This window comes from Curtobacterium sp. JUb34 (genome assembly GCF_003755065.1).
Lineage (GTDB): Bacteria > Actinomycetota > Actinomycetes > Actinomycetales > Microbacteriaceae > Curtobacterium.
Window position 1 is genome coordinate 680,673 of record NZ_RJVH01000002.1, and the last position, 17,702, is coordinate 698,374.

The 17,702-nt window shown below is 72.2% G+C and carries 17 protein-coding genes; 8 read left to right on the top strand and 9 right to left on the bottom strand.

Translation table 11 applies throughout. From position 1 onward, the window contains the following. Positions 1 to 7 precede the first annotated feature (7 nt). The 4 genes from EDF63_RS09695 to EDF63_RS09710 all read right to left on the bottom strand — a co-directional run bounded on the left by EDF63_RS09695 (position 8) and on the right by EDF63_RS09710 (position 5,042). Positions 8 to 1,285 (bottom strand): LLM class flavin-dependent oxidoreductase, encoded by a 1,278-nt coding sequence (locus tag EDF63_RS09695; RefSeq protein WP_221180545.1) that lies wholly within the window; start codon positions 1,283 to 1,285, stop codon positions 8 to 10. Continuing rightward, positions 1,282 to 2,079, bottom strand: a complete 798-nt coding sequence (locus tag EDF63_RS09700; protein WP_185021357.1) for an LLM class flavin-dependent oxidoreductase — start codon at positions 2,077 to 2,079, stop codon at positions 1,282 to 1,284. The genes EDF63_RS09695 and EDF63_RS09700 overlap by 4 nt, the downstream gene beginning before the upstream one ends. Positions 2,080 to 2,241: 162 nt before the next feature. Beyond that, complete coding sequence (locus EDF63_RS09705) at positions 2,242 to 3,462, bottom strand: acyl-CoA dehydrogenase family protein (protein WP_123312815.1); 1,221 nt, start codon at positions 3,460 to 3,462, stop codon at positions 2,242 to 2,244. A 95-nt stretch (positions 3,463 to 3,557) separates the two neighbouring features. Next, entirely contained in the window at positions 3,558 to 5,042 is a 1,485-nt protein-coding gene (locus EDF63_RS09710) for a reverse transcriptase family protein (protein ID WP_123312816.1), read from the bottom strand. A 62-nt stretch (positions 5,043 to 5,104) separates the two neighbouring features. Between EDF63_RS09710 and EDF63_RS09715 the strand changes: the two genes are divergently transcribed. Continuing rightward, the gene (locus EDF63_RS09715; protein ID WP_123312817.1) at positions 5,105 to 5,665 is read left to right on the top strand and encodes a histidine phosphatase family protein; all 561 of its coding nucleotides are present in this window, start codon (positions 5,105 to 5,107) and stop codon (positions 5,663 to 5,665) included. 171 nt (positions 5,666 to 5,836) lie between these two features. Here EDF63_RS09715 and EDF63_RS09720 read toward each other — a convergent pair whose 3' ends face one another. Together EDF63_RS09720 and EDF63_RS09725 are read right to left on the bottom strand one after the other, a co-directional pair. Next, positions 5,837 to 6,646 (bottom strand): DUF1684 domain-containing protein, encoded by an 810-nt coding sequence (locus EDF63_RS09720; protein WP_123312818.1) that lies wholly within the window; start codon positions 6,644 to 6,646, stop codon positions 5,837 to 5,839. Positions 6,647 to 6,738: 92 nt separating this feature from the next. Continuing rightward, positions 6,739 to 8,013 (bottom strand): ROK family transcriptional regulator, encoded by a 1,275-nt coding sequence (locus EDF63_RS09725; protein WP_185021358.1) that lies wholly within the window; start codon positions 8,011 to 8,013, stop codon positions 6,739 to 6,741. Between the two features lie 296 nt (positions 8,014 to 8,309). Between EDF63_RS09725 and EDF63_RS09730 the strand changes: the two genes are divergently transcribed. From EDF63_RS09730 to EDF63_RS09750, 5 genes are read left to right on the top strand one after another with little or no spacing between them, the layout of a single operon-like run. After that, the gene (locus EDF63_RS09730) at positions 8,310 to 9,146 is read left to right on the top strand and encodes a carbohydrate ABC transporter permease (protein WP_260233043.1); all 837 of its coding nucleotides are present in this window, start codon (positions 8,310 to 8,312) and stop codon (positions 9,144 to 9,146) included. A gap of 3 nt (positions 9,147 to 9,149) precedes the next feature. After that, positions 9,150 to 10,094: a carbohydrate ABC transporter permease gene (locus EDF63_RS09735; protein ID WP_123312821.1), complete on the top strand. Its 945-nt coding sequence runs from the start codon at positions 9,150 to 9,152 to the stop codon at positions 10,092 to 10,094. After that, on the top strand, positions 10,091 to 11,482 hold the full coding sequence (locus EDF63_RS09740) for an ABC transporter substrate-binding protein (protein ID WP_185021359.1): 1,392 nt from the start codon (positions 10,091 to 10,093) through the stop codon (positions 11,480 to 11,482). The genes EDF63_RS09735 and EDF63_RS09740 overlap by 4 nt, the downstream gene beginning before the upstream one ends. A gap of 43 nt (positions 11,483 to 11,525) precedes the next feature. Continuing rightward, on the top strand, positions 11,526 to 12,542 hold the full coding sequence (locus EDF63_RS09745; protein WP_123312823.1) for a Gfo/Idh/MocA family protein: 1,017 nt from the start codon (positions 11,526 to 11,528) through the stop codon (positions 12,540 to 12,542). A 52-nt stretch (positions 12,543 to 12,594) separates the two neighbouring features. Then, on the top strand, positions 12,595 to 13,617 hold the full coding sequence (locus EDF63_RS09750; protein WP_123312824.1) for a Gfo/Idh/MocA family protein: 1,023 nt from the start codon (positions 12,595 to 12,597) through the stop codon (positions 13,615 to 13,617). Positions 13,618 to 13,698: 81 nt separating this feature from the next. Here the strand turns inward: EDF63_RS09750 and EDF63_RS09755 are convergent, their stop codons facing one another. Then, positions 13,699 to 14,706: a transporter gene (locus EDF63_RS09755; RefSeq protein ID WP_123312825.1), complete on the bottom strand. Its 1,008-nt coding sequence runs from the start codon at positions 14,704 to 14,706 to the stop codon at positions 13,699 to 13,701. 79 nt (positions 14,707 to 14,785) lie between these two features. Between EDF63_RS09755 and EDF63_RS09760 the strand changes: the two genes are divergently transcribed. After that, positions 14,786 to 16,012 carry a cobalamin-independent methionine synthase II family protein gene (locus tag EDF63_RS09760; RefSeq protein ID WP_123312826.1) on the top strand — a complete coding sequence of 409 codons (1,227 nt, stop codon included), beginning with the start codon at positions 14,786 to 14,788 and terminating at the stop codon, positions 16,010 to 16,012. Between the two features lie 101 nt (positions 16,013 to 16,113). Here the strand turns inward: EDF63_RS09760 and EDF63_RS09765 are convergent, their stop codons facing one another. Then, on the bottom strand, positions 16,114 to 17,076 hold the full coding sequence (locus EDF63_RS09765) for an SDR family oxidoreductase (protein WP_123312827.1): 963 nt from the start codon (positions 17,074 to 17,076) through the stop codon (positions 16,114 to 16,116). A gap of 75 nt (positions 17,077 to 17,151) precedes the next feature. On the opposite strand from EDF63_RS09765, the gene EDF63_RS09770 reads away from it, so the two are divergent. Beyond that, entirely contained in the window at positions 17,152 to 17,415 is a 264-nt protein-coding gene (locus EDF63_RS09770; protein WP_123312828.1) for a hypothetical protein, read from the top strand. Between the two features lie 29 nt (positions 17,416 to 17,444). Here the strand turns inward: EDF63_RS09770 and EDF63_RS09775 are convergent, their stop codons facing one another. Further along, on the bottom strand, positions 17,445 to 17,648 hold the full coding sequence (locus EDF63_RS09775) for a hypothetical protein (RefSeq protein ID WP_123312829.1): 204 nt from the start codon (positions 17,646 to 17,648) through the stop codon (positions 17,445 to 17,447). Positions 17,649 to 17,702 lie beyond the last annotated feature (54 nt).

Sequence of the window (17,702 nt, forward strand, 5' to 3'; positions counted from 1 at the left end):
TGCGACGTCAGAGCCCGCGGGCACGCGCGGCGAACCGCCCGCGCAGCGTCACGTCCTCGTACGACCGGTGGAACACCCCGCGGCGCTGCAGGATCGGCACGAGCTCGTCCACGACGGTCTCGAGGCCCCGCGGGAACTCGTCGATCATCAGGTTGAAGCCGTCGGCGGCACCGGTGCGGTACCAGTCCTCGATGGTGTCGGCGGCCTGTTCCGGGGTCCCGACCACGATCCGGGCGCCGTACCCACCGAAGCCCCGCAGCACGTCCCGCAACGAGGTGTTGTTGGCGCGCACCCACCGCACGACGGTCTCGTGGTACCCGAGCGAGGGCCCGTAGGTGACCGGGTCGACCTCGCGGTCGAGGATCGCCGACGGGATCGGCGCGTCCGGGTCGAGCCCCGAGAGGTCGGCGTCGAGGTGCGTCCCGAGCGCCCGGAGCGAGTAGCCGTCCGGCGCGAGGGCCTCGAGCTCGTCGAACCGGCGCTGCGCCTCGGCCTCGGTGCTGCCGAGCACGAGCGACAACCCCGGCACGATCGCGACGTCCGCTGCGCTCCGCCCGTGCGTCTCCGCAGCGGCCTTGACGGCGCGGCGGTGCTCCCGCGCCGGTTCCGGCGTCAACTCGACGGCGAAGACCCCCTCGGCGACGCGTGCCGCCAGGTCGCGGCCGTGGGGCGATCCCCCGGCCTGGAACACGACCGGGTGGCCCTGCGCCGACGGCGGGACCCGGAGCACGCCCTCGAGGTCCAGGAACCCGCCGTGGTGCACGACGGGGACCCCGGTGGCGGCGGACCGCCAGAGCGCCGTCACCAGGTCCACGAACTCCCCCGCACGGGCGTAGCGCTCGGGCCGGTCGGGGTTCGTCGCGACGCCGAAGTTCGCGGACACCGAGCGGTCGTAGGTGGTGACGGCGTTCCACGCGACGCGTCCGCCGGACACCGTGTCCAGCGACAGCAGCCGCTCGGCGACGTCGAACGGGTCGTTGTACGTCGTCGACGCGGTGCCGACCAACCCGAGGTGGCTCGTCGCGTCGGCGATCGCCCCGAGCGCCACGAACGGCTCGAGCAACCCGTAGGCGCGGACGTTCGGGTCGCCGAACGCCGGGTGGTCGGCGAAGAACACCATGTCGAGCAGGCCGCGTTCGGCGGTGCGCCCGAGGTCGGCCCAGAACTCCGCCGTGAGCAGGTCGGTGGGCTCGACGTCCTGGGTCCGCCAGGCCGCGGGGCGCTGCCCGAAGCCCTGCAGGTTCACGCCGAGGATCAGCCCGGCGTCGTCGGCCGGGCCCGTCACGCGGTCACCGCCGTCGGGTCCGGGAGTCCCAGCAGGGTGCGGAGCGTCGGTCGCGCTGCTCGCGGTGGCCGTGGTGGTCGCGTCGCGGTCGACCGGGAGGCCCGGTGCGGCTCCGCCTCGGACCTCGCCGCCGGCAGCGGTGCGAGCGGGTGCGCGGTCCCGCCCAGGACGAGGTCCGCTCCGGGCAGGTCGACGTCGTGCCAGACCGCGAGGACGGGTTCACCCTGCCGGCTCGACGGCGTCGTGAGCGGTCCCCGGACGCGGTAGCCGTCCGGTCCGCCGTCGTGGTCGAGCGGTCGGATCCGGTCGATGTGCGCGAAGAGCCCCGACGTGCGGTCCCCGACGATGCTGTCGAGCGGCCAGGTGCGCCACAGCCCGCGGAGCACCCGGGCGAACTCGGCAGGGTCGTGCGGTGCGCCGGTGCTCGGGACTCCGGTGTTCGGTGCGCCGTGGTCGCGGGCACCGACGACGGCGCCTACCCGACCGTCCAGGACGTGGTCGAGCGAGAGGACCCGGCGGGCGGCGTTGTACGGGTGCTCGCGGGTCGGGGCCACGGCGACGAGGAACCCGTGGTCCGGCAGCGCACGGCCGAGGGCGAGTGTCGCGGTGGTGGGGTCCAGTCGATGGGCGGTGCTCGTCGCCGGATCGAAGCGGTCGGTGCCGACGGCGACGACGGCGGCACCGGAACCGGCGAGGCGGTCCGCGAGTCGGTCGATGCCGCCGGGTGTGGCTGCCGCTGCTGCGAGGTCCGCGTCCGGCACGGCGACGACGGGTGGTGCGGGGGCGGTGGTCACGGTGGTCCTCCCGTTCGGGTGCGCAGAACGGCCCGCCACGGTCGCCTCCCCAGCGTCCGTGGCGAGCCGGTGCACCGACCGTAGGGGCTCGCCTTGGCGCGGCGCACGCAGGTGTCGGCGGGTTGCGCTCCGTGACGGTCCGTTACGGTCATCGGTCATCGGTCAGCGATCCAGCGGACTCGCACCGTTGACGAGCAGGTCGGCGACGATGCGGCGCTTGTGCACCCGCGGGTTGTGCGACGACAGGGTGCGGGCGTTCCGCCAGTGCCGGTCGAGGCCGAGCGAGCGGAACGTCCCCGAGGACCCGAGGGCGTCGAACACCAGCGTCGTCGCGTCGAGCACCGCGTCGGTGACGACCGTCTGGGCGCGCGCCACGGCGACCCAGCTGCGTTCGAGCGCCGCCCGGAGCACCGGGTCGGTCGACGGTTCCGCACCGGCCGCACGCAGGGCGGTGTGCCGGTCGACGGCCGCGTCCACCGGGCCGAGACTCGCGGCGAACGCGGCGTCGGCGGCGTGCACCCGGGCGTCGACGGTACCGATCACGCTCAACAGCTCCGGATCGCGGCCCGGGTCGGCAGCGGTGCCGTTGTGGTGTCCGCGCGCCCGGGATCGGAGTGCGTCGACGCCCTCCCGCAGGGCAGCGCGGCCGATGCCGACGAGGATCGCGTGCATCACGGTCTGGTAGTACTGCTCCTGGTACGGGTACCGGGTCGCGTACGGCAGCACCCGCTCGTCGGGCACCGGCACGTCGGTGTACGTCACGCTCCCGCTGCCGGTGATGCGCTGGCCGAAGCCGTCCCAGTCGTCACCCACCACGACCCCGGGGTCCTGCGCGTCGACGAGCGCGACGAACCGTGCACCGGTGTCGTCGAGCGCCAGGACCGTGATCCACCGGGCGTAGACGCTGCCCGTCGAGTAGAACTTCCGGCCGGTCAGCCGCCAGGACCCGTCCGGGTCGCGGACGATCCGCGTGGTCAGGTCGCCCCCGGCCGGGTTCGGCGACTCGCTCCACCCGCCCCCGACGAACTCGCCGTCACCGAGCCGCGTGACGATCGCACGGTCGAACGCGGTGCCCTCGGCGTGCACGCGGTCCTCGACGAACGAGAAGTGGTTCCGCCACACGTGCGCCAGGTTCGGGTCGACCTCGGCGATCTCGGCGATCGCCCGGAACACGTCGGACAGACGGGCACCGACCCCGCCCCACGCGACCGGCGTCCGCCACCGTGCGAAGCCCGCGTCGACGAGCCAGCCGAGCTGTTCCGTGGCGAGACGCTCCTCGCGTTCCCGCTGGCGGGCGTCGATGCCGATCCGCTCGATGACGGGCCGGAGCGGTGCGATCAGCTCGTCGTAGCGGTCGTCGGCCGGGATCTCACTCGGACACATGGCGGCACGCTACCCAGGTGCGATCGCGGTGCGGCCGGCCGCCGCAACGCGGGGCAACGGAGCGCAACCGGACGTCACAGGGTCCGCCGAGGGCATCACCACACGATGCGGGCGAACTCCTCGCGGAGCCGTCGGGCGCGGCCCGGGTTGACCTGCTCGACCCACCCGATGCGCCCGAGCAGGTGCGCCCGGAACTCCGGGTGACCCGAACGGTTCTGCGAGGCAGGCCCGTGCACCGCGGCGTTGTGCAGGACGGCGTGCAGCCGGTCGACCTCGCGGCGCCCGGGCGACGGCCGCTCGTTGACCACGACACCCGTGACCGACTGCCGGACGCCACGACGCCGCACCCGGGTCTTCGACGGGTTGAGGCGGTGCCCCTGCTCGGTCACGATGCGGTCGACGCCCCGCAGGAACGCGTCCGGTCGCGCGGCGAGCCGGTCGCCGCCGCTGAACGTCAGGTCGTCGGCGTAGCGGGTGTACACCGCGTCGACGGCGCCGGCCCACCCGGCCAGCCGGGCGTCGAGGTGCCGGAGCGAGGTGTTCGCCAGCGCGGGCGACGTCGGTGCACCCTGGGGAAGGTGCGCCGTCGCCAGGGCCTGACGCAGCGCGTGGCGCTCCTCCGGCGAGCCGCCGGCCGGCATCGCGCTGAGCACGTGGACCGGTACCCGGTGGGTGCAGAGCCCGGTCAGCACGTGCGCGAGCGGCTCCGCGAACCCGGCAGCCCGGAAGACACCGTACACGGTCGGCGCGGAGACGCTCGCGAAGAACGTCGTGAGGTCCGCGGTGACCACGACCTGCTGACCGGTGTGCACCGCTGCTCCCGTGACGACGCTCCGGCCGGGCACGAAGCCGTGCGCGGCGTCGTGCACCGGCAGCATCGTCAGGAGCTCGTCGAGGATCGTCCGTTGGGTGCGCCGGAGCATGTCCATCGGCTTCTCGAGCAGGCGAGGCGCGCGACCGGGCCGGGTGATCCACTCGTGCCGGTGGTGGTGGAGCGGACTCGAGGGTCCCTGGCGGCGGTTCCACGCGCGGGTGTCGGCGAGCCAGAGCAGCCGGCCGACGGTGAGGTCGAGTGCCCGCGCGAGCTCGGGCAGGGTGTCGACGAGCAGCGGGCTCGCCGTCTCCGGACGGGCACGGACCGCGGTGGCCCGGCGCACGAGCACCCGGATCGGCCGACGGTCCTCGCGCGACCGGTGCAGCGCCACGAGCCGGGGCGCGACGGCGAGCACGGCGGCGAGCTCGCGCGGAGCGTCCACCGGTGGCCGCGGGTACGCCTCGAGCGCGGCGGCGACCGCGAGCCCGACGTACGCGCGGTCGACGCCGACGACCACGTACCCGACGGCCGTCAGCTCGTCCGCCTCCCACCGCTCGGCGGTCAGGAACGCATCGGCCAGCGCCGCGGTGACGACTGCGAGGGGCGTGGGGTTCCCGGAGGACCTGTCGGTGCCTCCGTGCAGCGTCGCGCGCGGAGCGCGCTCGCCTGCTCGGGGCGTGTCGTCCTGCTGGTCCTGCGTGCCCCGGGGTGACCCCGGAGAGGTCGACGCGTCACGCGCGCCGGCCGCCTCCCCCGGGAACTCCACGCGCTCACCCTACGACGAGCCCCCGACGCACACACCACCCCGGTCCGTGCCAGGATCGCCGGATGGTCTCGTACTTCCTGAGCCACGCCGAGGTCGTCGTGGAACCCGCCGAACCGATCGAGTCGTGGGGGTTGTCCGACGTGGGGCGCACTCGTGCCGGGCGGGCGGACGCGCTGGCGTGGGACTCGGGTGTCGATCGCATCGTGTCGAGCACGGAGCGCAAGGCCGTCGAGACCGCCGAGCTGCTCGGGGCCGCGGTCGGGCTCGTGCCGACGCAGGACGAGCTGCTCGGCGAGATCGACCGCAGCGCGACGGGCTACCTGCCACCGGCCGAGTTCGAGGGGGTCGTCGACCAGTTCTTCGCGGAGCCGGCCCGGTCGGTGCGCGGGTGGGAGCGGGCCGTCGATGCCCAGGCCCGCATCGTCGGAGCGGTCCGGCGGCTCACTGCGGCGGGCGACGCGACCATCGTGTCGCACGGTGCGGTCGGGGCGCTGCTCCTCGCCGACCTGACCGGAGCGCCGGTGTCACGCGCGCTCGACCAGCCCGGCATGGGCAGCGTGTTCGCGTTCGATGCGCGGGCGTGGCGGGCGACGAGCACCTGGCAACGCGTCACCCTCGCCTGACGCGCACGCTGACCGCCGACGCCGAACGACACCGTGGCCGTCGTGCGACATCGACCTCGTCGCTCTCGCGCGGCTGCAACGACCCGCGCGCGCAACGAACGACGTCCTCGTCGTCGCACGACATCGAGGACGTCGTTCCGCGTCGGGCGTGCGCGCCCCCAGCGACACCGCTCAGACGGGCAGCCGCTCCCCCGCCTCGACGGCCACGTCGAGCCGGTTCTCGGCCGGGGGCAGCGGGCACGTCGCGTGCGCGGTGTACGCGCACGGCAGGTTCGTCGCGCGGGTGAAGTCGATCCGGGTGGTCCCGGCGGCGTCCGGCGCCGGGACGTCGAGGCTCCGGTTGGCGGCGTACGTCGTGACACCGCTGGTGCGGTCGGTGAACAGGACGTGCAGGCCGTCCCCGTGCCCGTTGAACGCGAGCAGCGACCGCGGCCCGTCGAGGTCGAAGGTCAGCACGCCCGGCGCCGAGTAGACGTGCTGCAGGCCGTCGACGACGGAGCCGACGGTGACCTCGCGCGGTTCGTCGAACGGTTCGAAGTGCGCCTCGACCACGAAGCGTTCCGACGGCTCGTACGTCGGGGTGCCGGGGTACTCGGTCCGGGTCGGGTTGCCGGGGTGCCGTGGGCGGATGACGTCGCTGCCGCCGCGTCGGGCGACCTCGATCACGACGGACTCGTCGCCGTCCTGCCACACCACGGCGGTGCTCGACCGTTCGGGCAACGGCCCGAAGCGGTGGGTGCCGGTGACCGGCTGCCCGTCGACCTCGACCGTCTCGCCGTCCGCGAGTTCGACGACGGGGCCGCCATCGCCGGTCGACCACGTGCCGGGTACGTCGTCGAAGCGCTCGGGTGTCGCGGTGAGCCACCGGATGCTGGTGATGGCCAGGAAGCCGTGCTCGCTCGCCCGAGCCCGCTCGTGCTCGTCGTGCCAGGCGGCCCACTCGGTGGCGAAGTCGGATGCGGTCGGCGTCGTCGTGCTCATGCTCCGACGCTACGGCGTCGCGACGGCGGCCGCGCCGACGTCGTCGCACGGCGTCACGCGCGCTGCCGGCCCCGTGCCCTGGACGCGCCCGCTCACCAGGGGTGGGCGATGCTGCGGAGGTGCACCGGGCCTCCCGGTCGACGCACCGGACCGGCACCGCGGACGGCGGGGGCGGGCACGGCGAGGTCGGCCTGCAGCACCGCGCAGGCCACACCGCGGGCGACCGAGGCCTCGCCGAAGGCGGTCGCCGCGACCGTCGGGAACGGCCCCTGCGGCAGGCGGACGGCGAGCCGCTCCCGGACGGCCGCGATGAAGACGTCGCCGCCGGCGAGGGCCGCGCTGCCACCGATCGTGACCCGCGGCACGTCGAGCAGCTCGACGACGTGGGCGAGCGCGGATCCGAGTGCGGCCCCGGCCTCGGCGACCAGCGGTGCCGCGGCCGGCGTCGCGCAGAGCCGCTCGAACGCGCGTCGGACGTCGGTGGCCCGGTCGAGCGGGATCCCCGCGGGGAGCAGCCCGGCGGTGACCGCGCGCCGGACCTGCTGCAGGGGCTGGCAGGCCTCCCAGACCTCGGTCCAGCGGCCGTGCGCCTCGACCGGCATGCCCCCGAACTCGCCGGCGTTGCCGGTGGCGCCGCGGACCACCTCACCGGCCGCGACCGTCGCCGCGCTGATCCCGTGGCCGAGGAAGACGGACACCATGTCGTCGGCAGCGGGCTCGGCCCAGACCTCGCCGAGGGCGCTCGCGACGCCGTCCTTCTCGAGGAGCACGGGCAGACCGGTCCGGGCGGCGAGCTCGTCCGTGACGGGCAGCGACCACCAGGCGGGCAACTGCGCGGGGGTGCCCATCCGGACGCCGTCGGGGTCGATCGATCCGGGGACGGCCAGGCCGATGCCGGCAGGGGCGGACGCGTCGGTGCGCGAGCGGGCCCGACTGCCGTCGCCGCGGACGCGCCGCACGGCCGCGGCCATCGTGTCGAGCGTCCGCGCCGGGTCGTCGGTCGCGTCCAGGTCGACGTGCTCGACGGCCAGCACGGCACCGGTCAGATCGGTGCGCACCACGACCAGGTGCGCCGGGTCGAGGTGCACCCCGATCGCCGACCGCGACCCCGCGACGACCTCGAGCCGTCGCCCACCGCCCGGCACCTCGCGCACCAGCCCCGCCCCCACGAGTCCGGCGGCGATGTTCGACACCGTCTGCGCGCTGAGCCCGGTCGCACGCACCAGATCGGCTCGGGCGAACGGCCCCCGGCGGCGGACGAGGTCGAGCACGAGCGCACGGTTCTGGACTCCGACGCGCACCAGGTTCGTGCCGCCCGTTCTGCCCTGCACCACGGTGTCAGGAAGGGGTTGACGGGGCTCGGACATGATCCCTAGCATCTCTGGTCATACGAATTTGTCAATCAATTGGATTGAAACCGCGACGGTGCGATCGGTTCGCCCGTCCGACGACGGATTCGCCTGTGCCACACCGGCGTGGCACGGGGTCGGAAGGGACGCTCGTGACGACGACGACACGATCCGGGACCACTGCACCACCACGGACGCGCACGGGCGGTGACGCTCCGGCCCGTCGACGACCACGCGAGAAGCATCCGTGGACCCCGGCCGAGAAACGCCGGCTACGCGTCGGCATCGCGTTCATCTCGCCGTGGATCCTCGGCGTGCTCGTGTTCATCGCCTACCCCCTGATCTACTCGTTCGCGATCAGCCTGACCCGGTACTCGGGCATGGCCGACATCACCTGGGTCGGGTTCGCCAACTACGTCGCCGCGTTCATCGACCCGCTCGTGCACACCGCGGTCGGCAACACCCTGTTCTACGCCGTGATCGCGGTGCCCGTCGGCATCGTGATCGCCATCGTCATCGCCATCGCGATGAACCAGGACGTCCGCGAGATCGGCTGGTACCGGACCGCGCTGTACATCCCGTCGCTCATCCCCACCTTCGCGCTGGCGTTCATCTTCGTGGTGCTCGTCAACCCGCAGACCGGCCTGGTCAACCAGGTCATGAAGCTCGTCGGGATCCCGGCGACGAACCTGCTCGGCGACCCGACCACGGCGAAGCTCGTCATCGTCGCGCTCGCCCAGATGGGCGCCGGCAACGCGGCGCTGATCTTCCTCGCCGGACTGCGCGGGATCCCGAAGACCCTGTACGAAGCCGCTCGCGTGGACGGCGCCGGACCGGTCCGGCAGTTCTTCGCGCTGACGCTGCCGCTGCTCTCGCCGGTGATCCTGTTCAACCTGATCACCGGCATCAGCAACGGCCTGCAGGTCTTCACCGAGGCGTACGTGATCTCGTCCGGCACCGGCGGCCTCGGCAGCCCGGACAACGGGACGTTGTTCTACATGCTCTACCTCTACAAGAACGCGTTCAGCTACGCGCAGCTGGGGTTCGCCAGCGCCATGGCCGTGCTGCTGTTCCTGGCCGGCATGATCCTGTCCGGGCTCGTGTACTGGCTGTCCAAGCGCTTCGTCAACTACGACGTGACCGGGGAGTGACCGATGACACTGCGCACTGAACGACACCCGGACCGCGACACCGTCACCTCGTCGATCGAGGCCGTCCGGCCCCGCGGCCGCAAGGGTGCCGACGACCGCTCCCGCAACGCCGACGGCTCGATCCGCTCGCCGTGGTCGTCCGTCCTCGCCCGCGTGCTCCTCATCGCGATGAGCCTGCTGTTCCTCATCCCCATCTACTGGATGGTCATCTCGGCGCTGAAGGGCAACTCCGAACTCGGTGCCTTCCCGCCCACCTGGTTCCCGCAGTGGCTCGACTGGTCGAACTTCGGCAAGGCGATCGACGCGATGCCGTTCTTCACGTTCTTCCGGAACACGCTCATCATCACGGTCTGCGTGACGCTCTTCTCGATGGTCTCGAACCTCGTGATCGCCTACGGGTTCGCGTGCCTCGAGTGGCGCGGCCGCGACAAGGTGTTCTACGTCGTGCTCGCCACGCTGTTCATCCCGTTCCCCGTCACGCTCATCCCGATGTTCGACCTGTACGCCCGACTCGGCTGGATCAACACCTTCCTGCCGCTCATCGTGCCGAGCCTGTTCGGGTCCGCGTTCTACGTGTTCCTGCTCCGGCAGTTCCTGCTGCAGATCCCGAAGGACCTGCTCAACGCAGCGCGGATGGACGGCGCCTCCGAGTGGGGCATCCTCTGGCGGATCGTCTTCCCGCAGGCCCGGGCGGCGCTCGTCACCGTGGGGATCTTCGCGGCGGTGGGCGCCTGGAACGACTTCCTCGGGCCGCTCATCTACCTGCAGGACGAGAACGTGCAGACGCTGTCCATCGGGCTGCAGATCTTCCGCCTCAACAACTCGCAGGACTTCCAGTTCAACCAGCTGATGGCGGCATCGGTGCTCATCATCCTGCCGCTCGTGGTCCTGTTCTTCGTGTTCCAGCGGACGTTCATCAAGGGCGTCCAGATCGGGAGCTTCAAGTGAGCAGCGCATTCGACCGTCGAACGTTCCTCCGCGGTGCCGCGGCCACCGGCGGGGCCGGCGCGCTCGCACTGCTCGCCGCCTCGTGCGCGAGTGGCTCCGGGGCGCGCAGCAACCCGAACCAGGTCACCATCTGGGGCGTCACGGGCACCTTCGTGCCGTTCCAGACGAAGGTGATCAAGGACTTCAACGAGGTCCACCCCGAGGTCGACGTGAAGGTGAACGTCGTGCCGTCGCAGGGCACCGGCGACGCCACGAGCATCATCACGGCCGTGCGCGGCGGCACCGCCCCCGACCTGTGGCTCCTCGACCGGTTCAGTGCGGCGCAGTACGCGGCGATCGGGCTCATCGAACCGATCGACGACATGATCGAGGAGTTCGAGGACCAGCCGAAGGACGAGTTCCTGGCGCAGTGGCTCGGGTTCACGATCGGCGAGGTCAGCTACCAGGGCAAGACCTACGGCCTCCCCCACGACACCGACGCCCGCGGCATGTTCGTGAACCGGAAGATGCTCACCGGCGCCGGGATCGACCCGGACGAGTTCGACTGGGAGCACAACGGTCCGGTGAGCATGGACCGGATGTGGGACGTCAGCGAACGCCTCACGAAGAAGTCCGGCGGGAACTACACGCACGTCGGACTGCTCCCCTGGTACGGCGAAGGCTGGCCGTTCACGTGGGGGCTCGGCCTGGGCGCCTCGTACTTCGACCAGCAGGACTCGAAGATGACGATGGACTCGGCGAGCGTCCGGAGCATCTTCGAGTTCTACGAGGACTGGGCGAAGCGCTACGGCTACAAGGACGCCGACACCTTCATCGCGACCTACGAGCCGACCGGGCACCCGCCGGGACAGACCGCGTTCATGGCGGACCGGATGGCGTTCATGGTCAGCGTCCCGTCGACGATCCAGACCTTCGACAACTACGGCCCGAAGGACCTCGACTGGGGCACCGCGTACCTGCCGACCCAGCAGGACGGCGGCGACAAGTACACCTGGTCCGGCGGCTTCGCGCTGTGCGTGCCGAAGGGCTCGAAGAAGAACAAGGCCGTGTGGGAGCTCATGAAGTACTTCACGAGCAAGCAGGGTCAGGAGACCTACATGGTGCCGGCCACGAGCGTGCCGTCGAACATCGCAGCGCTCGAGGACCCGAAGGGCTCGGCGAAGTCGATCCGCTTCTTCACCGAGTCGATCGGCGCGTCCACCTGCCGCCCGCCGCTGCCCGTCGGCGGCGCGTGGTGGGACTCCCTCGCCGACGCGCGGTCGAGCGTCCTGCTCGGCACCGCGAGTCCGCAGGAGGCCGTCGAGCGTGCGCAGAACCGCGTCGACCCGATGATGCAGACGTACTCGCCGTTCACGCTGCCGAAGGACTACGACACGGTCCGGATCTGAGCAGGAACGCACCGCCCGTCACCACGAGAGGAACCACCGACACATGCCCTCCACCCCCTTGCGCGTCGCCGTCCTCGGCTTCTGGCACGTCCACGCCGGCGACTACGCGCAGCAGACCGTCGACCACCCCGGCACCGAGCTCGTGGCCGTGTGGGACGACGACGCCGAGCGCGGCCGGGCCGGCGCCGAACGGTTCGGTGTCGAGTTCACCGACGACCTCGACGCCCTGCTCGCCCGACCGGACGTCGACGCCGTCACGATCACGACCTCGACCGACGTCCACCGCGACGTCATCGTGCGCGCCGCCGCGGCCGGCAAGCACGTCTTCACCGAGAAGCTCCTCGCCCCCACCGTCGAGGAGTGCGAGGCGGTCATCGCCGCCTGCGACACGGCCCGCGTCGCCCTCGTCGTCTCACTCCCGCGGCTCTACCACGGGTACACCGCCGCGATCCTGCGCGAGCTCGATGCGGGTCGCCTCGGCGACGTCACGTCCTCCCGCGTCCGGCTCTCGCACGACGGTGCCGTCGCACCGTGGCTGCCGGAGCGCTTCTTCGACCCGGCGACGGCGGTCGGCGGCGCCCTCACCGACCTCGGCTGCCACCCCGTGTACCTGACCCAGCTGTTCCTCGGCGCACGGCCGGACAGCGTCGCGGCCGTCTACCGTTCGGTCACCGGCCGGGCGGTCGAGGACCACGCCGTGGTCACCGTCGGCTACCCCTCGCAGGCGATCGGCGTGATCGAGGCCGGCTTCGTCGCCGGCACCCCGTTCACGATCGACGTGGCCGGCACGCGGGGGTGGCTCGCCTACTCCGACGTGGAGGCCCGGCTCACCGCCGGCGGACCGGCCTACGGCGACGAGACGGTCACCCTCGAGGTCCCCGCCGACACCCAGGACGCGTTCGGACAGTGGGTGGACCACGTGGCCGCCGGCACGCGTGCCGACGACAACCTCGCCCGCGCCGTCGAGCTCACCCGCCTGGTGGTCGCCGCGAACGACGCCGCGGGCCATCCCGCGGGCCACGCCGCGGGGCACGCCGCCCCCGTCGGCGCATCCGTCTGACGGCCCCAGCAGTCCAGCAGTGCAACGCCACGAACCCACCACAGGAGTCACCATGTCCAGCGACATCATCCGCGTCGGCCTGATCGGCGGCGGGGGCATCGCCACGTTCCACATCAGCGGGTACGCCCAGCACCCGGAGCTGATCCGGGTCGCCGCGGTCGCCGACGCGTTCGCGGCCACGGCCGAGGAGCGCGGCGCCGAGCTCGGCGTCCCCTGCTTCACCGACTACCTCGAGATGCTCGAGCAGGCGGACATCGACGCCGTGGACATCTGCCTGCCGCACCACCTGCACCGCGACGCGATCGTCGCCGCCGCGAAGGCCGGCAAGCACGTGCTGTGCGAGAAGCCGCTGTGCCTGAGCCCCGACGAGGCCGCCGACGTGCAGCGTGCGGTGTCGGAGTCCGGCATCACCCTGATGTGCGCGCACAACCAGCTGTTCATGCCAGCGGTCGCGAAGGCCAAGGAGCTCATCGACGGCGGCGCGCTCGGCACGGTGTACGAGGTCCGCACCACCGACTCGTTCCGCAACGAGTTCGACCCGTCGAACATGGGGTGGCGTGCGCACGCGTCGACGAGCGGCGGCGGTGAGCTCATCGACACGGGCTACCATCCGAGCTACCTGCTCATGCACCTGGCCGGCGGCGTCCCGGTGCAGGCCACCGCGATGCTGTCCACGCACCGACTCGCCTTCATGGAGGGCGAGGACTCGGCACAGGCCCTGTTCCGCTTCGACAACGGCGCCGTGGGGCAGCTCGTGACGAGCTGGGCGTACGACCCGGCCGCCGGCACCGAGCGGTTCAGCGTCGTCGGCGAGCACGGCTCCCTGACGAGCGACGGCACCACGCTGCGGTGGGACCTGCGGGACGGCGCGAGCGAGTCGGTCACCTTCGACGAGGTCGACACCTTCGCGGCCGAGATCGGCGCGTTCGGGGCGTGCCTGCGTGACGGCACGCGGCCGATCCACTCCGAGCGGGAGGGCATCGCGGTGCTCGGCATGATCCTGGCGGCGTACGAGGGCGCCCGGACGGGCACGATCGCCCCGGTCCTGACGGCGGACGAGACCGTCAGCGCCTGACTGGCGCGGATCGGCCCCGGACGACATCCTCGACGTCACACGACGTCGAGGATGTCGTTCCGTGTCTCGGGGCTTCGCGCGTCAGCTCGTCGCCGGTGCCGCGTCCTCGTCGTCGGCGGCGTGCAGCACCGACTCCGCCTGCCCGAGCAGGTGGCGCGCGGCCAGGTTCAGTGACCGCACCCCGACCACGGCGACGAGCAGGGTCAGCAGCACGAGCAGTACGGTCGTGGGCACCCAGGCCACCGGCAGGTCGAGCACCCGGAACCACTCGATCGCCGCCGTCGCGACCGCCGCCGCCGGGAACACGAAGGACCAGAACCCGAGCGAGAACCCCAGCCGGACGTACCGGGGCAGCAGGGCGAGCTGCACGAGGAGCATGAGGACGCCGAGGCCGGCGATCGCCTGCACGGGCAGGGTGAGGGCGTCGTCGGTGAGCGCGAACAGGGAAACGGTCGCCACCGCGGGCGGGGCCACGAGGATCGCCATGGTGGGGACGAGCGGGTCGGGCAGTGCCGGACGGAACGACAGCCGGATGAGCAGCAGCCCGGTCATCACGCCCCAGAAGAACACGCCGACGCCGAAGCAGGCCCACGACGACCAGCCGACTCCGACCTCGTGGGTGGCGACGGCGGCCACGAGGGCGGCGGCGACGGTCGGCAGCAGGTAGCCGCCGTGCACGGCCTCGAGGCTGAGGCGCCCCTCGAACCACGTGCTCAGCAACCACGCCGCGAACCCGGCGGCGACCGTCACCGCGAGCAGCACGAGGACCTGCCCGCCGAGCTCCCAGAAGCGAGCGAGGTCGACACCGAGGAGCATCGCGGTCGCGGGGACCAGCGCCGCGATCGGCCCCTGCGCGGGGTGGCGGAGCTGGTCGACCAGGCGTTCCTCGACGCGGACGCCCCGCAGGACGTGCGCGCCGAGCAACCACACCCACGCCACCGCCGCGACCGCCCAGAACACCTGCGGGACGACGGCCGGTAGTCCGAGCACGGGTGCTGCGTACGACCAGGTCTCCGCGAAGCCGGCGAGGCCGAACGGTGCGGCGAGGGTGTTGAGCGGGATGCGGGAGGTCGGGCGCGCGCTGGGCATAGGGGTCCCATTCTCCCCGGACCGCGTCGCGTCGCGTAACGCCCCGGCCACCGTGACGCCCCCGTGGCACATTGGGCCCATGCCCTTCGAGAACACCGACCACGTCCAGGCCACCACGGCCGGCTCGCTCCCCCGCACGCCGGAGCTCATCGCCGCGAACGCCGCCCGCCTCGTGGGCGCGGACGGCTTCACGCTCGAGACCACCGACGAGGTCCGTCAGCTGACGAGCGCGGCGGTCGACGACGTCGTCGCACGCCAGACCGCCCTCGGCATCACGCAGCCGGGCGACGGCGAGTTCGGCAAGGCGATGTCGAACGGCGTCGACTACGGCGCGTGGTGGGGGTACTCGTTCCAGCGGGTCAGCGGCCTCTCGCTCACCGAGGAGAACGTCTTCACGCAGGAGCCGGTCCGCTCGAGCCCGGGCAACGTGCAGCTCACGAGCTTCCCGGACCGCCGCGACTGGACGATCTTCCGCGACGCCTACACCGACCCGGAGTCGGGCATCGGCACCGGCAAGAACGCCACCGCGTTCCCCACCACGACCGGCCCGATCACCTACACCGGGCACGACGCCGCGCGCGCCGACGCCGCCAACCTCACGCACGCGGTCGCGGCCGCCGGTGCCGACAACGGGTTCATCACGGCCCTCTCGCCCGGTTCGGCAGCCCGGGTCGCGAACGAGTACTACGCGACGGACGAGGAGCACATCTGGGCCTGGGCCGACGCCCTGCGCGAGGAGTACCGGATCATCCTCGACGCCGGTCTCGTGCTGCAGATCGACGACCCGTCGATCGCCGAGAACTGGGACCAGATCAACCCCGAGCCGAGCCTGGAGGACTACCGCGCCTTCACCCGCATCCGCGTCGAGGCGCTCAACCACGCGCTCAGGGGCCTCGACACCAGCCGCGTCCGCTTCCACCTGTGCTGGGGCTCCTGGCACGGCCCGCACACCACCGACATCGAGCTCCGCCACATCGTCGACCTGATGCTCGACATCGACGCCGGCGCCTACTCGTTCGAGGCCGCGAACGCCCGCCACGAGCACGAGTGGACCGTCTGGCAGGACGTCACCCTGCCCGACGGCAAGGTCATCGTGCCGGGTGTCGTCGGCCACGCCACGAACGTCGTCGAGCACCCCGATCTCGTCGAGCAGCGCATCGAACGCTTCGCCTCGGTCGTCGGGCGCGAGCGCGTCATCGCCGGCACCGACTGCGGGCTCGGCGGCCGCATCCACCCGCAGATCGCCGCGGCCAAGCTCGAGTCCCTCGGCGAGGGTGCCCGGCGTGCGAGCGCGAAGCTGTTCTAGCCGCCCGTTCCTTCCCAGAACGGCTGCAGTACCGAGCGAGATCGGGCGTACTTGCCGAGAAGAACACGGCAGGTACGCCCGGTTTCGGCAGGTACGCCCGTCTACCGGCGCGCGCGGCCGAGCACGACCGCGCCGACCGCAGCAGCCGCGCCGAGCCACACGAGGGGGCGTGTGACGCGTCGCCGCTTGGCGACCCAACCGCCGTTCGTGGCGTTGTCGGCGTCCGCCGGGGCGTAGAGGTTGCCGTCGGTCGGCGCGGCCTTCCCGCGCAGCGCGAAGGTCTCGACCATGGGCTTCGTGATCTTGTGGAACAGGCCCGGGAACACGTACTGCAGCGGCACGAGCGACGCCTGGATCCGGCCGACGAAGCGGTACCGCTTCGGGTGCGTGGCGGCGGTGACGACGGCACGACCCGCGCGTTCGACCGACACCGTCGGCGGCAGCGGGTGCGAGTTCTTGCCGGTGTAGTTGGCGCCGTTCTGGTAGATCGGGGTGTCGATCGTCGACGGCAGCAGCGCGGTGAAGTGGATGCCGGTGCCGGCGAACTCGTCACCGAGGACGTCGATCAGGCCGAGCGCCGCGTGCTTGCTCGTCACGTAGGCCGACTGGTACGGCGCGGAGAGCAGCGACTGGATCGAGCCGACGAGCACGTACGTGCCCTTCCCGCGCTGCTTCCAGTGCGGCAGCAGGTGGGTCACGGCGTTGAGGTGCCCGTACAGGTTGGTGTCGACGACGCGCTTGAAGGCCTCGGTGGGGGTCTGTTCGAACAGGCCGTAGACGAACAGGGCGGCGTTGCCGACGAAGACGTCGATGCGGCCGTGCCGACTCGTCACCGTGCCGATGAGGTCCTTGACCTGGTGCTCGTCGGCGACGTCCGTGGGGATCGCCACCGCGTCGGCGCCGAGGACCCGGCACTCCGCGGCGGCGGCCTCCAGGGAGTCGTGGCCGCGTGCGGCGAGCACGAGCGTCGCGCCCTGCCGGGCGAACTCGTGCGCTGCGGCCCTCCCGATGCCGCTCGATGCTCCGGTGACGACGACGATCTTCCCGCGGTACCGATGTCCCATGCGTCCTTGGTACGCGCCGCTGGTCCGTTCCCGCACAGACGCGCCGTACCCCTGCACCCGGTGCGAGGATGGAGCATGCGCAAGGACGACCTGACCGTCGACGAAGCCACGGTCATCGCCGAACACGCCCGGTCCGGTGCCCTCGAGCTGGACGACCCCGAGGTCCGCAGGGTCGTCGAGCAGGCCAACCGCGTGCTCGTCCGTGCACAGATGTGGGGCGAGGAGCGGAGCCCGAAGCTCCGTCGCCGCCGCCGCTTCATCGCGATCGGCGCGCTCGTGATGGTGCTCGTCTGGGTGGCCGGACTGTTGGTGCCGCTCGCACTGCGGTTCGGGGTGTAGCCGGAGCCGACCTCGCGTCGCCGTTCGGCTCAGCGGCCGGCGCGGGCGTTCCGGGCGAGGAGCCAGAGGTACGTGCTGTGCCCGACGAGCGCCAGGCCGAAGAAGATCGCGGCGACGGCGTAGACGCGGTCGAGCTTGCCCTGCCCGATCACGAGCATCACGACGCAGAACGCCACGGCGATCGCGAGCACGCCGACCTGCACGGTCGACCAGATCCGTCGGAAGCGCGGCATGCCCGTCTCGTTCACCCGGCCATTCTCCCCCATGCCGGGCCTGCTGTGCGGTCG